Annotated in this window: 8 protein-coding genes; 1 reads left to right on the plus strand and 7 read right to left on the minus strand. The window is 74.9% G+C overall.

What is annotated here, in order from left to right:
• Positions 1–360: 360 nt before the first annotated feature.
• From AC067J_RS27350 to AC067J_RS27380, 7 genes are all read right to left on the minus strand, one after another.
• Complete coding sequence (locus tag AC067J_RS27350) at positions 361–2,583, minus strand: MMPL family transporter (RefSeq protein ID WP_478303511.1); 2,223 nt, start codon at positions 2,581–2,583, stop codon at positions 361–363.
• Positions 2,584–2,670: 87 nt separating this feature from the next.
• Positions 2,671–4,041, minus strand: a complete 1,371-nt coding sequence (locus AC067J_RS27355) for an alpha/beta hydrolase (RefSeq protein WP_478303512.1) — start codon at positions 4,039–4,041, stop codon at positions 2,671–2,673.
• The gene (locus AC067J_RS27360; RefSeq protein WP_478303513.1) at positions 4,038–5,072 is read right to left on the minus strand and encodes an NAD-dependent epimerase/dehydratase family protein; all 1,035 of its coding nucleotides are present in this window, start codon (positions 5,070–5,072) and stop codon (positions 4,038–4,040) included. Before AC067J_RS27360 ends, AC067J_RS27355 begins: the two co-directional genes overlap by 4 nt.
• Entirely contained in the window at positions 5,069–7,429 is a 2,361-nt protein-coding gene (locus AC067J_RS27365) for an MMPL family transporter (RefSeq protein ID WP_478303514.1), read from the minus strand. Before AC067J_RS27365 ends, AC067J_RS27360 begins: the two co-directional genes overlap by 4 nt.
• An 8-nt stretch (positions 7,430–7,437) precedes the next feature.
• Positions 7,438–9,069 (minus strand): FAD-dependent monooxygenase, encoded by a 1,632-nt coding sequence (locus AC067J_RS27370; RefSeq protein WP_478303515.1) that lies wholly within the window; start codon positions 9,067–9,069, stop codon positions 7,438–7,440.
• Positions 9,066–9,809: an HAD family hydrolase gene (locus AC067J_RS27375; protein WP_478303516.1), complete on the minus strand. Its 744-nt coding sequence runs from the start codon at positions 9,807–9,809 to the stop codon at positions 9,066–9,068. The genes AC067J_RS27370 and AC067J_RS27375 overlap by 4 nt, the downstream gene beginning before the upstream one ends.
• Positions 9,800–10,837, minus strand: a complete 1,038-nt coding sequence (locus AC067J_RS27380; RefSeq protein WP_478303517.1) for a ScbA/BarX family gamma-butyrolactone biosynthesis protein — start codon at positions 10,835–10,837, stop codon at positions 9,800–9,802. The genes AC067J_RS27375 and AC067J_RS27380 overlap by 10 nt, the downstream gene beginning before the upstream one ends.
• A 495-nt stretch (positions 10,838–11,332) precedes the next feature.
• On the opposite strand from AC067J_RS27380, the gene AC067J_RS27385 reads away from it, so the two are divergent.
• A complete protein-coding gene (locus AC067J_RS27385) occupies positions 11,333–14,554 on the plus strand; it encodes an AfsR/SARP family transcriptional regulator (RefSeq protein ID WP_478303518.1) in 3,222 nt (1,073 codons plus the stop codon).
• The last annotated feature ends 47 nt before the right edge of the window (positions 14,555–14,601 follow it).

Below are 14,601 nucleotides of genomic sequence, written 5' to 3' on the forward strand. Positions count from 1 at the left end.
TGCGGCCGGCGGGGATGTCGAGGACGGTGGTGATCGGGGCGGTGGTGGCGAAGTTCTGCATGGTGGTGTGTGCTCCTGCGAGTCGTTGCCGTCGGTGTTTCTGACAACGGAAAAGCTACGTTGCTTTCCATATCCAGGCAACACACTCATTGCGTCAAAACAGCATCCTCGCAGGTCAATGCGGCAATATCGTTGCGACGAGTGCAGCTGAAATGCAACGACAGGCTCCTGTTTCATTGCAATGAATGAGAGTGAAAGCTATGCGGGGGCCTCGGGTCCGCCGGACGCCGACACGCCCGCACCACCTGCCTCGACGGTGCGGCGCAGGTGGTGCGGGCGGTTGGGGGTGGGAGCGGGGAGTCAGTCGGTCGCGGCCTCGGTGAGGCCGAAGCGGGCGTGGAGGCGGCGGAGGGGGGCCGGGGCCCACCAGTTGGCGTCGCCGGCGAGGCGCATCACGGCGGGGAGCAGGACGGCGCGGATGAGCAGCGCGTCGACCAGGACGGCGAGGGCGAGGCCGACGCCCAGCTCCTTCAGGAAGACCACCGAGCCGGTGGCGTAGACCGCGAAGGTCAGGGCCAGGATGCCGGCGGCGGCGGTGATCAGCGGGGCGCTGCGCTGGATGCCGGTGGCGACGGCGGTCCGGGTGTCGGCGCCGCGGTCGTGCTCCTCCTTGATCCGGGAGACGATGAAGACCTCGTAGTCCATCGACAGCCCGTAGGCGATGCAGAACATCAGGATCGGGATGCTGGGCTCCATCGTGCCGGCCGAGGTGAAGTCGAGCACGCCGGCCAGGTTGCCGTCCTGGAAGCCCCAGACCAGGGCGCCGAACATCACGGTGAGGCTGAGCAGGTTGGAGACGGTGGCCTTGGCGGGGATCAGCAGGCTGCCCGTCATCAGGAAGAGCAGGATGAAGGTCGGCACCAGGATCAGCCCGGCCACCAGCGGCAGCGCGGAGAGCAGGCCGGAGCGGAAGTCGGTCATGTCCGCCGGGAAGCCGCCCACCTGGACAGGGTAGGGCGCGGCCTCGTCCCGGACCTGGCCGACCAGGCCGGGCATGTCGCCGGCGAGTGCGGCCTCCTCCGGGATCACGGTGAGCCAGACCCCCGAGCCGGTGGCGAACCGGGCGGAGTCGGCGGTCGGGCCGGTGCGCAGCCGTCCGTCGGTGTAGGAGCCGGTGAAGGTGTCGACCTGGAAGACGCCGGGCAGGGCGGAGAGCTTGGCCGCGTAGGCGTCGGTCTGTCCGGTGGTCCCCTTCGGGTCGGCGACGCCGTCGGCGACGACCTGGAGGGCGTCGGTCTCGCGGGCCGGGAAGCCGTCCCGGATCTGCTGCTGGACGACCCGGCTGGAGGCCTCGGCGGGCAGCACCCGCTCGTCGGGCAGGCCGAACTTGACGCCCAGGAAGGGCGCCCCGAGGAGCAGCAGCAGGGCGACCACCGCGGTGCCGAAGGCGAGCGGGCGGGCCATCACCCGCTGGGTGAACCGGTACCAGCGGCCGGTCTCGACGGGGCCGGCGGCGGCGGCGTCCGGCCGCAGCACCCGGTGCCCGACGGCGGCGAGCGCGGCGGGCAGCAGGACGACGGCGCCGACGATCGCGGTGAGGACGACGAAGACGCCCGCGTAGGCGAAGGAGCGAAGGAACGGGAACGGGAAGGCGAACAGCGCGAGGAGCGAGATGGCCACGGTGACCCCGCTGAAGATCACCGTCCGGCCGGCCCGTTCGACGGCCCGGACCACGGCGGTGTGCTTGTCGTGGCCGGCGGCGCTCTCCTCGCGGAAGCGGGAGATCACGAACAGGCTGTAGTCGATGCCGAGCCCCAGGCCCATCACCAGGGCGAGGTTGGCGGCGAAGGTGGAGACCTCGGTGAACAGGGTGACCCCGCGGAGCAGCGCGAGGGTGGCGAGCACCGAGAAGAGGCCGACGCCGATGGTCAGCCCGGCGGCCGACCAGCGGCGGTAGACGGCGAGCAGGAGCAGCAGCACCGCGGGCAGCACGATCGCCTCGGCGCCGAGGAAGTCCTTCCGGGCCTGCGCGCCGACCTGCCGGAAGACCTCGTCCTGGCCGCCGACCTCGACCTTGACGTCGGCGGTCTCCCGGGTGAACTTCGGTGACAGGTCGGCGAGTCGCTCGCGGGACTCGGTGGCGGTGCCGTCCAGCCAGGCGGTGACCAGGGCCTTGCTCTTGTCGGTGGCGGCCAGCGCGGGGCTGTTGCCCTGCCCCCAGTAGGAGCCGGTGGTCCGGACGCCCGTGGAGGAGCCGAGTTCGGCGGCCAGCGCCTGGCCGGCCGCGGCGACGGCGGCGTCGTCGACGGTGCCGTGCTTGGCGGTCACCAGCAGGATCATGTTGGGGCTGCCGTGGCCGAACTCGCGGTGCAGCACCTCCGAGGCCCGGTCGGACTGCGAACCGGGCGCCTCGAAGCGGGAGAGGGAGAGCGCCTTCTGGGCACCGGCGCCGAGCGCGGCGGCGAGGACCAGCAGGACGGTGCCCGTGATCAGGACCGCGCGCCGCCGGTCGACCAGCAGTCGGCCTAGCCTCCGCAACAGCGGCACCCGCTGGTCGGCCGCGGGTTCGAGGGTGAGCGTCATGACAACTGGTCTCCAGACGTGAGGTGGTGGGGCGGTCGGTGCGCCCTGGTCGGGGCGCGCCGGTCGGCGGCCCGGTTCGCAGCCGGGTCAGCCCAGCTGGTGGCCCGCCAGCCAGTCGGCGAGGGTGGCGTGGACCTGGGGGGCGTTGCGGGCCATGCCCATGTAGTGGCCGGCGTCGGGGACTTCGACCAGCGTGGTGTCGGTGGTCCCGGTGAAGAGCGCGCGGTGCTCGGCACCGCCCTGGACCCGGGCGTCCTTCTCGCCGTAGAGGAAGAGCACCGGGATCCTGATGTCCTCGATGTGCCGCACGTCGACCAGGACGGAGCCCAGTTGGGAGGCCATGTCACCGCAGGGGTGCCGGTTCTGGTGCGGGGCGGAGAGGGCGAGCACGCCCGGCTCGGTGTCGTGGAAGTTGCCGGACTTGAACTCCTCGGTGCCGAGGTCGTAGTAGGCGTAGCCGCCGGGCCCGCCGGCGCCGTCCACCGCCGAGCCGCCGCGCAGGCAGGTCTGGAGGGAGGAGAAGAAGCGGGCGTTGGCCTGCGGGGTGAGGCCGAGGTCGGTCCAGTCCATGATGACCAGGCCGTCGACGTCCTGGAAGGAGTAGGCCTCGATCTGGGAGACCTGGCTGCCGTTGGACTGGCCGGCCAGTACGACCTTGTCGAACGGGACGGCGGCCTGGCCGGGTTGTTCGGTCTGGTAGCTGCCGGCCCGCAGCTGCTCGACGATCTGGTGGGCGATGTCGGCCTGGCCCCCGATGCAGCTGCCGAAGCCGTCCGGCTTGTCGCTGGCGCCGTAGCCGATCCGGTCGATGGTGAGCGAGGCGCGGCCCTTCTTGGCCAGTTCCTCGGTGTGGTGGTAGCCGGGGGCGTCGAGGCGCCAGTACCACTCGCCGGCCGCGATGCCGTGCTCGTAGAGGGTGACGGCGCGCTTGCCGGCGCCGCCGTCGAGGACCGCCTCGGGCGCGGTGAGGTGGCCGCTGACCTGGTAGGTCTTGCCGTCCACGGGGCAGGCGGCGAGGGTGCGGTTGATGTTCCGGACGGTGAAGCGGACCGGGATGTCCACGATGTTCTCGGCGGCCAGCCGGGTCTTGGTGGCGGCGGCGGCCTGTTCGGCGCCCGGCGGCAGGGCGGCCGGCCCGTTGGCGGGGGCGGTGGCCGGAGCGGTGGGTGCGGCGGAGTCGTCGGAGCGGGCCGCGACGGCGGCCACGGCGGGCGACAGGGCGAGCAGCGCGGCCACGACGGTCAGCAGGGCGGCTTTCCTGGAACGGGGCACGGTCGCGGCCCTTTCGTTGTCCGGGGAGGAGCGTGGGTGCGGGAGGGAGGGGACGTCGGCGGAGCCGGGAGTGTCGCGGGTGTCGGGGTTGTCGGGGTTGTCGGGGGAATCGGCGGCGGAGGGTGCGGCGGAGGCGGGGCCGGTCGGGTCGGGTGACGGGCCGGCCGACGGGACGGGGGGTGTCACGACGCCACCCGCCCCTGCTCCCGGTACCAGCTCGCCTCGTCGCTCAGGGTCTGCGCCAACGGGCGGAAGGTGACGCCGAGTTCCTTCTCCGCGCGGGCGGAGGAGAGCCGGGTCCGGGTGCCGTCGAGCAGCACCCGGACCCCCTCCCGCGTGGCCACCGGCGGTCGGCCGCGCAGCTTGGCGCCGTACTCCAGTGCGGTGGCGAAGGCGAGCGCGGCGCCGGCCGGGATCTGTCGGGGCGGGGTGGCGCCGGTGGCGGCGGCGATGCCGGTGACGAGGTCGTGCAGGCCGTACCAGGAGCCGGCCACGACGTAGCGCCGCAGTCCGATGCCGTGGGTCAGGGCGCGGACGCAGGCCGCGGCGACGTCGCGGGCGTCCACGACGTGGTTCCCGGCCCGGGGGACGGCGCGCAGTTCGCCCTGCGCGACGGCGAGGAAGAGCCGGCCGGCCGAGGTGGGCCCGGCGTCGCCGGGGCCCCACATCCAGCCGGGCAGCACCAGCGGGACGGTGAGCTGCTCGCGGGCGCAGAACTCGGCGACGGCCTGTTCGGCGCGGACCTTGCTGGCCCGGTACCCGTTGCGCTGCCAGTCGGCGGGCGGCGGGGTGTTCTCGTCGGCGGGGAAGTCGGCGCTGCCCCGGCCGATGGTGTTGATCGAGCTGGTGTGGACGACCCGGCGCACACCGGCGTCGACGGCCTCGCGGAGCAGCGCGGCGACCGCGTCGACGTTGACGGCGTGCAGCCGGCGCAGGTCGGGCTGCGGCTGGTAGTACTCCCGGAAGTAGGCGGCGGTGTGGACGATGCCGCTCGCGCCGGGCAGCGCCCGGCGGTAGCCGGCCGGGTCGGTGATGTCGCCGGCCAGCACGGAGAGCCGTTCGTCGGCGGGCAGCAGCCGTTCGGCCTTGTCCCGGTCGCGGACCAGGGCGGTCACCTCGTGGCCGGCGGCGAGCAGGGCGCGGACCACGGCGCCGCCGAGCAGTCCGGTGGCGCCGGTGACCACGACGCGGCCGGGCGGGGTGCGGACGTCGGTCATCGGGACTCCTTCGCGGCGAGGACGGGGCCGGGGTCGGGATCGGGGGCGGGGTCGGAGCCGGAGCCGGGACCGGGGTCGTAGCCGGGGTCCGACCCGGCGTGGCCGGCGGCGGCCTCCGGCGCGAGCGGCTCCTCGCGCAGCCCGAACCGTTCCTGGAACCGCTTCAGCGGCGCCGGGGCCCACCAGGTGGCGTGGCCGCCGAGGGCCATCACCGCGGGGACGAGCAGGCAGCGCACCACGGTCGCGTCGACCAGCACGGCGAGTGCCACGCCGAGGCCGAGCATCTTGGTGTTGGTGATCCGGGAGGTGCCGATCGCCACCAGCACCACCGAGAGGATCAGCGCGGCGGCGGTGATCAGCCCGCCGGTGTGCTGGATGCCGTCGGCGACGGCCTTGCGCGGGTCGCGCCCGCGCCCGTACTCCTCCTTGACCCGGGAGAGCAGGAAGACGCCGTAGTCCATCGAGAGGCCGAAGGCGACGCAGAACATCAGCACCGGCAGGGTGGTCTCGACCGCGCCGGTCGGGGTGAAGCCGAGCAGTCCGGAGAGGTGGCCGTCCTGGAACACCCAGACGACGACGCCGAACATCGCGGTCAGGCTGAGCGCGTTCAGCAGCACCGCCTGCAGCGGGATCAGCAGGCTGCCGGTGAGCAGGAAGACCAGCACCAGGGTGGCGATCGCGATCAGCGCCCCGGCCGGCAGCAGCCGCACCGCGATGGCGTGCTTGCTGTCCACCAGGGTGGCCGCCTGGCCGCCGACGGAGGGCCGCAGCGCCGGGAAGTCCGCGCCGGCCCGGCGGATCTCGCCGACCAGGTCCTGGTTGGCCTGGGAGACGTCGCCCCGGTCGGAGACGGGCACCACCGAGAGGTGGCCGAGGCCGTCGGCGGAGCGGAGGCTGTCGGCCGGACCGGCCTCGCCGGAGGACACGCCGCCCTCGTAGCCGCCGATCGGGGTGGACACCTCGGTGACGCCGGGCAGGCCGGACAGCCGGGCGGCGAAGCGGGCGAGCGCGTCGCGCTCCGGGCCGGGGACGGTGCCGTTGCCGGCCGCGCCGGTGTGCACCACCACGTCGACGACCCCGGTGGCGCTGGCGGTGAAGCCGTCCCGGATGGACTGCTGGACCACCCGGGACTCCGAGGCGGTGGGCAGCTGGCGGTCGTCGGCGGCGGCGAACTGGACGCGCAGGAAGGGGAGTCCGGCGAGCAGCAGCAGGGCGGTGATGCCGAGCGCGAAGAGCGGGGCGCGCCGCATCACCAGGGTGGCGGTGCGGTGCCAGCCGGCGCCGGGCCCGCGGTCGGGCCGTGCGGCGCGGCGGCCCGGCAGCCTGATCTTCAGGGCGTCGATCCGGCCGCCGAGCAGGGTGAGCAGCGCGGGCAGCAGGACCAGCGCCGCCGCGGCGGCGATCAGCACCACGGAGATGCCCGCGTACGCGAAGGACCGCAGGAAGTAGAGCGGGAAGATCAGCATCGCGGAGAGCGAGACCGCGACGGTGAGCGCGGAGAACAGCACCGCGCGGCCGGCCGTGGCGAGGGTCGTGGCGACGGCCTCGCGGACCTCCAGCCCGCGCTCGCGCTCCTCGCGGAAGCGGCGCACGATGAGCAGCGCGTAGTCGATGGCGAGGCCCAGGCCGAGCGCGGTGGTGAGGTTCTGCGCGAACACCGAGACCTCGGTGAACCCGGTGATCACCCGCAGTGCCGCGTTGGTGCCGAGGATCGCGCAGATCCCGACGGCGAGCGGCAGCAGGGCGGCGACCAGGCCGCGGAAGACCAGCACCAGGATCAGCAGGGTGATCGGCAGCGCGATCAGCTCGGCCCGCGCCAGGTCGTCGGCGATGGTGGCCTGCATCTCCTCGCGGACGGCGACGGTGCCGCCGAGCCGGACGTCCAGTGCCTCCAGGCCGGCCGGGCTGCCGCGGTAGTGCGGGGCGATCCGGTCGAAGACCTCCTTGGCGCGGTTCTCGTCGCCCTCGATGTGGGCGAGGATCAGCCCCTTGCTCCGGTCGGTGGAGCGCAGTTCGTCGACGCCGGTCTGCCAGTACGAGGTGACGCCGACGACGTCGGGCTCGAAGGCGAGCCGCTCGCCGAGCCGGGCGCCCGCCTGGGAGGTCTCGGGGGCGTCGACCGAGCCGCCGGCCTTCGCCGAGACCTCCAGGACGAGGTTGGGCGAACTCGCCGGGAAGGACCGCTCCAGCAGCACGGCGGCGTGCGCCGACTCGGAGGACGGGTCGCTGGTGCCGCCGTTGTGCAGGCGGTCGGTGACACCGGCGCCCACGACCAGCGCGTTGACCAGGAAGATCACCACGAAGAGGAGGGCGGACCAGGGCCGGGCGGTGACCGCCCGGCCGAGTCGCTTGAGCATCGGGTACCTCACGGAGCGGGGGTGGCGGAGCGCTGCCCGGTCGGCAGCGCGGAGAGCAGCTCGCCCACCCGGCCGGGCCGGTCCAGGGCGACGACCCGGCCCACCACCCCGTCCGGGCGGAGGTAGCAGGCCAGGCCCGCCGCCCCCGGCCGCCCGGCGCCGGGCAGCCGGCCGGCCGCGAGGTCGTACGCCGCCGGCCCCGCCGGGACGGGCGTCGGCCCGCCCGGCGGGAGCAGCAGCAGGACGTCGGCGAGGTCGCGCACGCCGCGCCGGGTCAGCTCGGTGGCGGCCTCCTCGGCCGCCGTCGCGGCCCCCGGCCCGGACCCCGCGACCAGCACGGCGTGCCGGCCGCTCGCGAGGTAGCGGTGCAGGGTGGTGGCCGTGGCCCCGTCGACCGGATCGAGCGGGGTGTCACCGAGCCGTCGTCCGGGGGTGGGACCACCCGGCGCGGGCGTGCGCGTGACGGCCGGACTGGCCGTCAGATCGAGGTCCAGCTGGGCGAGTTCCGGAACGATGCGGCGTTCCAGGGCGCCACTGCGGGACAGGGTGCCGAGCAGCAGGTCGCGCAGGGCGCGGGCCGGGCGGGGCTTCAGCAGCCAGAGCTTGGTCTGGCGTTCCGAGTTCCGCACGGCCCGGGCCGAGGTGGGGCGGCGTTCCGGGTCGTAGCTGTCCAGCAGGCGCGGGTCGGCGCCGCGCAGCACGGCGGCCAGCTTCCAGCCGATGTCGAAGCCGTCCTGGACCCCGGTGTTGAGGCCCTGGCCGCCGGCCGGGCTGTGCGCGTGCGCGGCGTCGCCGGCCAGGAAGACCGGGCCCTGCCGGAACCGGGCGGCCACCTTGGTGTGCACCCGGAACCGGCTGGTCCACCAGGTCTCCTCGATGGTCCAGCGGCCCCGGCCGCGGGCGTCCAGGAGCTGCTGGAGCTCGGCGTCGTCCGGCGGGCCGGTCCGGCTGCCCGGGGGCAGGTCGAAGAAGACCCGGTGGCCGCCCTCGGGCAGGGCGACCAGGACGAGCACGCCGTCCGGGCTGAGGTGGTACTGCGCCTCGGTGGGCGGCAGGTCACCCTTGATCCGGCCGTCGCCGAGCACGAACTCCCGGTCGTAGCTGCTGCCTTCGAAGGGGATGCCGAGCGCCTCGCGAACCGTGCTGCGGACCCCGTCGGCGCCGATCACCCACGGGACGGCGACGGTCTCGACCGCGCCGCCGGCCGTCTCCAGCCGGACCACGGCCCGGTCGCCGGCCGCCTCCACCGAGGTGATCCGGGTGGCCCACTCGACCCGGCCGCCGAGGTCGAGCAGCCGCTCGTAGAGCAGTTCCTCGGTGACCGGCTGCGGCACGCACAGCGGGCCGGGGAAGCGGGTGCCCGTCAGCGTGCCGAACGAGACGCCGGCCAGCCGCCGCCCGTTGGACCAGTACGAGGCGCCGCTGAGCGGCAGGGCCCGCTCGGCGACCGGCTCGGCCACGCCGAGCCGGTGCAGCGCCTCCAGCGCGCCGCTCCACATCACCAGGGCCTTGGGCTCGGCGGCGAAGCACTCCCGGCGGTCCACCAGGCGGACCGGCACGCCGTGCTGGAGCAGCGTGCAGGCCGCGGTCAGGCCGGTGGGGCCGGCGCCCACGACGAGGACCTCCGGCTGCGCCGTCACCGGAGCATCCCGCCCGCCGGCCGGTCGAGCTCCTCCACCAGGGGGTGTCCGAGCCGGCTGGAGAGCTCCCGCAGGGCCTGGGCGGTCAGCTGCTCGGAGACGTCCCGGACGGTCTGCGCGGTGTTCTCGAAGAGCACCGCCCGGAAGCCGAGCCGCCGGGCGGCGTCGCAGTTCTCCGCCGTGTCGTCGATGAAGAGGCAGCGCTCGGCCGGGGTGTCCAGCCGGGCCAGCAGCCGCAGGTACAGCTCGGCGTCGGGCTTGCGGACGCGTTCGGCCGAGGAGTCGACGACCACGTCGAAGAGCTCCGCCACCGGGAGGGTGGCCCGCCAGCGCGGGCCCCACTCCACGACGTTGTTGGTGAGCAGCGCGATCCGGTAGCCGGAGGACTTCAACTGCCGGGCGAAGTCGACCAGTTCGGCGTTGGCCCGGCGGCCCGTGAACCAGAGTTCACCGAACGGCCGGCCGCCGAGGGCCGCCCCGGAGCCGGGCGGCAGCTCGGCGAGCAGCCGCTCGGTGAACTCCTGCTCGGTGATCGCCGCGACCTCCAACTCGGCCATCGGGCTGATCCCGTGGCGCTTGGTGGCGGCGGCGAAGGCGGTGCCGATGGCCTGCAGGTCCAGGCCGGTGCGCGCGCCGAACTCGGTGAAGGTCTCGGCGAGCGGGTTGGTCAGGACGCCGCCGTAGTCGAGGACCACGGTGTCGATGCCGCCGGCGGACGGAGCGGGCCGGTTCAGATCCACTGGGTCACCTCGATGGCGAGGGTGGCGACGGTGGCCCCCTCCTGGGAGACGTTGATCGCGACGGGGACGGTGACGGCGCCGAGCGCGCCGTCGAAGCTGGCCTCGCCGACCTCCGCGGCCACCTTGGTCACCAGGTCCAGCTCGGCGAAGTCGGTGAACTCGGCCCTCGACGCCGTGACCACCAGGCTCTCGGCGGGCAGCCCGTGCAGCTTGGCGACGGCGGCCACGGAGAGCTGCCGGGCCGCCTCCAGCTGGAGGTTGCCGGGCACGTGGTCCAGCTTGTGGTCGAACAGGTGCGGGTGGTCGGTGTCGACGACCAGCAGCGCGGAGGCGGTGCCCGACTCGCTGACGGAGGGCTCGGTCAGCACGATGTTGAACGCGTCCCGCCGGCCGACCAGGGACGGCGCGGAGCGCAGCAGCTGCGGGTGGCGGGGCGAACGCCCGTCCAGCTTCTTGCGGTTGCCCGCCCGCAGCATCTGGAACGCCCGGTTGCTGACGAAGGTCAGCGAGCCGGAGCCGACGATGGCGGGCACGCCGTCCAGCCAGAAGGTGCCGGTGAACTCGAAGCCGAGCACCCGCCCGGCCGGGTTGCGCTGCGGGCGGACGGTGGTGGAGAGCACCGCCTGGGCCGGGCTCGGCCCGATCCGCAGCGCCTCCAGGCCGAGGATGTTGAGGTTGAGCGCGCTGAAGATGAAGGCGCGGTCCAGCGGTACGTCCAGGTACTGGTGTGCGACCAGCACGCCGGACTGCCGCAGCACCTCGACCAGCAGCAGGAAGTCGTAGCCGCCACCGCGCTCGCCGACCACGTGGCCGCGCGGCAGCTGGGCCGCGACCTCGAAGGTGTGCTCGTCGCTCTCCGGGGCCGGCTCGCCGACCCGGGCCGAGTCGGTGACGAACACCTCGGCGATGGCGGCACGGTGCACCAGTGCGCGCGGCACGGTGGAGTCGAATCTCAGCTCGGAGACCGGCTTTCGGGTCAGGTACTCCTCGAAGTCGCGTGACGGCAGCAGTTCGGGCGTTGCGTTCATGGTGAATCCCCCCGTGGGCAACGTCGGTTCCCCGGTAGAAAGTGGACGGTGTGATGGGGTGTGGCGTCGGAACGGCGTGCCGGTCCCCTCACCGGCCCAGGTCGGGTTCGCGGTCTCTCCCGGCCTGGGGAAAACCTTCCGGCAGGCCGCTGACCGGGCGCTGAAGGCCGCGGGAAGGGGTCGGGAAGCGGTGGGAGGAGACGGGAGGAGGCGGGATGATGCGGAAACCGCACCGGAAAAGCACGGAAAGGACACAAGCGGAGAGCCGGTCGGGAGCCGTCGACGACGGCGGCCGCAACGGCGGGCCGGCTCACCGGAGTTCGCGCTCGACATGTCCTTGTCCAACCCGTGCCGCCACGCCCGGGACACGAGCCGACGACGTCGGCGGTCCGGCCCCCTCGCGGTGGTAGCGTCCACGGTGCGGCTGACGTCGCAACGGCTTTGGGGGAAGCTTTGACCGGTGGCGTGTGGTTCGAGGTCCTCGGACCGGTACGGGTGAGAAGCGGACACGAGGAGGCGGAGCTCGGACCGCCCCGGCAGCGTGCCGTACTGGCCGTTCTGCTGCTCAACAGCGGACGCCCGGTGCGCACCGAACGGATCGTGGACGTGGTGTGGGGCGCCGAAGCGCCCGAGCGGAGCGTCAACCTCGTACAGAAGTACGTCTCCGGGCTGCGCCGCGCGCTGGCCGGGCTCGCCACCCTGGCCTGGACGGACGCCGGCTACGTCCTGGCGCCGGCCGGCACGGTGGACGTCGAACGCTTCGAGGAACTGCTCGCCGCCGGCCGGTCCAGCCGGACCGCGGGCGACACCGCCGGCGGCGCCGAGGCGTTCACCGAGGCGGTGGCGCTCTGGCGCGGCCCGCTCGCGCAGGGCGTCGACGGCCCCGGCATCGAGCCGCTGCGACTGCGGCTCACGGAGGCCCGGCTCGGCGCCCTGGAGGACCTCTTCGACCTGGAGCTGGAACTGGGCCGGCTGGCCGGCCGGATCCCGGAGCTGCGCCGACTCGTCGCCGAGCACCCGCTGCGCGAGCGGTTCCAGGCCCAACTGGTGCTGGCACTCGCCCAGTCCGGACGGCAGGCGGAGGCGCTGGAGGTCTACGAGCGGGTCCGCCGCTCGCTCGCCGAGGAGCACGGACTGGACCCGGGGCCGCACCTGCGGGCCGCCCAGGAGCGGGTGCTGCGCCTGGCGGCGGCCCCGGTACCCGGGCAGCCCGGCCCCGGGCGCCGGGCGGACCGGGCCGGCGGCCGGGACGGGGACAGGGACCGGGCCGGTGACAGGGGCCGGGCCGGTGGCCGGGCCGGGGGCGCCGGTCACCCGTCGGCCGCGGAGCACGACCCCGCCGCGGGACGCGGCCCGGCCGTGGCGTACGACCCGGCCCTGGTCAGCGGCCCCGCCCGGACGCGCCGGGCCGGCCGGGAGCGGTCCGCGCCGGACGTGCCCAGACCGGCCCAGCTACCGCCCGGTCCACGCGGGTTCACCGGGCGCCGACACCACATCGAACGACTCGTCGAGCTGCTGTGCCCCACCGACGGCACACTCCCGCTGGTCTGCCTGGAGGGCACCGCCGGGGTCGGCAAGACCGCGCTCGCCCTGCACGCCGCCCACCGCGCCGCGCCGCTCTTCCCGGACGGCCAGCTCTTCGCCGACCTGCGCGGCCACGGCCGGGCCGGGCCGGCCGAACCCGCCGAACTCCTCGGCGGGTTCCTGCGCGCCCTCGGAGTGCCCGCCGAGCACGTCCCGCAGGGCGTCAACGAGCGGATCGGCCTCTACCGTTCGCTGCTGGCCGGCCGCGGCGTGCTGGTCGTCCTGGACAACGCCCGGGACGCCGACCAGGTCCGGCCGCTGCTGCCCGGTGGCGGCGGCAGCGCCGTGCTGGTCACCAGCCGGCGCCGGCTGGTCAGCCTGACCGCCCGCGAGGGCGCCCACCGGCTCGTCGTGCCGGTGCTGCCCCCGGACGAGTCGCGCCGCCTGGTCGACGCGCTGCTCTGCCCCGGCCAGGGGGACAACGCGGCCGCCGTCGACGAGATCGTCCGGCTCTGTGCGGGCCTGCCGCTGGCCCTGCGGATCGTCGCCGCCAACGCGGCCTACCGGTCCGACGTGCCGCTCACCCGGATCGCCCAGGAGCTCGCCGTCGACCGGGTCGCCGCGATCTCCTCGCCGGACGAGGCGCAGACCGCGCTGGCCGGCTCGATCGGCCTCTCCTACGACCTGCTCCACCCGGCCGCCCGCACCGTCTTCTGCCTGCTCGGCCTCGTCCCCGGGCCGGACTTCACCCGGGACGCGGCCGCCGCGCTGGCCGGCTCGGAGGCGGCCGCGGCCGAACGGCAGCTGCGCGAACTGGAGGTCGCCAACCTGCTGGAGCGCGCCGACGCCGACCGCTACCGGTTCCCGCACGAACTCCTCCAGCTGTTCGCCCACGACCGCGCCCACCGGGAGCTGCCGGTCGCCGAACGGACGGCGGCGCTGGGCCGGCTGCTCGGCTGGTACCTGGCGACGGCCACCGACGCGGGCACCGGCGGCCGGGCCCCGCGCCGGAGCGTCGACCCGGCGGGCGTCGTCACCCCCGACCCGCACCGCGAGCAGCGGGACCGGTCCGCCGACCTGCACGCGGAGTTCGCCAACCTGACCGCCGTCGTCCGGCACACCGCCGAGTACGGACCGCTCCCCATCGCCTGGCAACTCGCCGACGCCCTGCGGGCGTTCTGCAAACAGCACGCCCTGTTCGCGGAGTGGTGCCGACTCGCCAAGGCAGGCCTGGCCGCCGCCCGGGAGGCCGGCGACCGCCGGGCCGAGGCCGCCATGCTGCTCAACCTCAGCGACGCCAAGCACAACTCCGGGCTGATCACGGCCGGCGAGGAGTACGCCCGGCAGGCCCTGGCCCTCGGCCGGGAGCTGCGCCGGCCGGAGTTCGAGGCGTCCGCACTCGACCAGCTCGGCCGCGCCGCGTGGCTCCGCGGCATCCTCCACGAGGCCCGCGCCCACCTCACCGCGGCCGTCGCCATGCACACCCGCACCGGCGACCCGCTCGGCCTCGCCGTCTCGCTCGCCGCGCTCGGCCGGACCGAGTTCGACTCGGGCGACCCGGCCGAGGCCTACCGGCACTACACCCGCTGCCTGCGACTGGCCCGCACCACCGGGACGGCCGCGCTGGAGACCATGACACTGGTCGAACTCGGCCTGGTGCACGCCGCGCTCGGCCGCCCCGGCAACGCCGCCCAGTCGCTGCGGGCGGCGCTCTCGCTCGGCCGCACCGGGCACCACCGACGGGCCGAGGCGCTGGCGCTGACCGGCCTGAGCCTGCTGCACGCCGAAGCCGGGCGCACCGAGGAGGCCCGGACCTCGGCCCGCGAGGGGCTGCGCGCCGCCGAGTCGCACGGCGACCGCTGGACCGAGGCCGAGTGCCTCAACGCCACCGGAGCCGCCGCGCTGACCGCCGACGACCCGGCCACCGCCGCCGCCCGGCACGGCGCCGCGCTCACCCTGGCCGGACGGCTCGGCTACCGGCGGGCCGAGCTCCACGCGCTGGTCGGGCTCGCCGAGGCCGCGCTCCGGCAGGGCGACGACGGGCGGGCCGCCGACTACGCGGGCCGGGCCTACGCCTCGGCCGCCGCGCTCGGCTACCGGCCGCTCGCCCACACGGCGCTGCGCATCCAGCGCCGCCTGCCCCCCGGCGTCCGGGACCGCGAGGACGAGGCGAGCGTGCTCGGCGTCTACTGACGCCCCGCCCGGCGGCCCGGTGTGTTCCGTCGGCGACCCCGGCGGGA

It is taken from the genome of Kitasatospora sp. NPDC042419, assembly GCF_056437345.1.

Bases quoted from the DNA above. Each gene is read 5' to 3' on its own strand.
- AC067J_RS27380 (WP_478303517.1), bottom strand. From the start codon at position 10,837: ATGAACGCAACGCCCGAACTGCTGCCGTCACGCGACTTCGAGGAGTAC.
- AC067J_RS27360 (WP_478303513.1), bottom strand. From the start codon at position 5,072: ATGACCGACGTCCGCACCCCGCCCGGCCGCGTCGTGGTCACCGGCGCC.
- AC067J_RS27350 (WP_478303511.1), bottom strand. From the start codon at position 2,583: ATGACGCTCACCCTCGAACCCGCGGCCGACCAGCGGGTGCCGCTGTTG.
- AC067J_RS27365 (WP_478303514.1), bottom strand. From the start codon at position 7,429: ATGCTCAAGCGACTCGGCCGGGCGGTCACCGCCCGGCCCTGGTCCGCC.